This is a genomic window from Frankia sp. CcWB2 (assembly GCF_977927585.1).
In genome coordinates this window covers 1-403 of record NZ_CDWRCM010000081.1, presented here as the reverse complement: position 1 = coordinate 403, position 403 = coordinate 1, and the positions used below count along the sequence as shown (strand labels likewise).

Sequence of the window (403 nt, the reverse complement as noted above, 5' to 3'; positions counted from 1 at the left end):
TGCTGCTGACCATCATCCTGCTGGCCGGGAGACGGTGGGGTGAGGCGACTTTCCTCGGCGTGATGACCGCGATAATGGCCTGCACGAATTATTATGCATCGGGAATCCGTGGAATTCTGGTGGCCTTTCCGTTGTATCTGATGCTCGCGCGAGCCGCCGCGCGGCAGAGCTGGGTACAGTCGGTATATCTCTGTATCTGTACACCGATCATGGCAGCCCTGGTCGTCGCCTTCACGCAGGGGCAGTGGGTGGACTAGCCTTTCCCCGCACGGCGCCTTCGGCGCAGTGCGGGGGCCCCTGGCATGGGGGCTCTTCGCATGTTAAGCGGGTTTGAGGCATCTGCGGGCTCGGCGGGTGGTTTCGCAGCGTGTGTGTAGCCGCTGGTTTTCGGGGTTCCGGTAGC

At 62.5% G+C, this 403-nt stretch carries 1 pseudogene; it reads left to right on the top strand.

Annotated features, from left to right (window positions below):
* Window positions 1-257, top strand: a pseudogene (locus tag ACY45C_RS10675) (hypothetical protein); the annotation flags it as partial.
* Window positions 258-403: the final 146 nt, after the last annotated feature.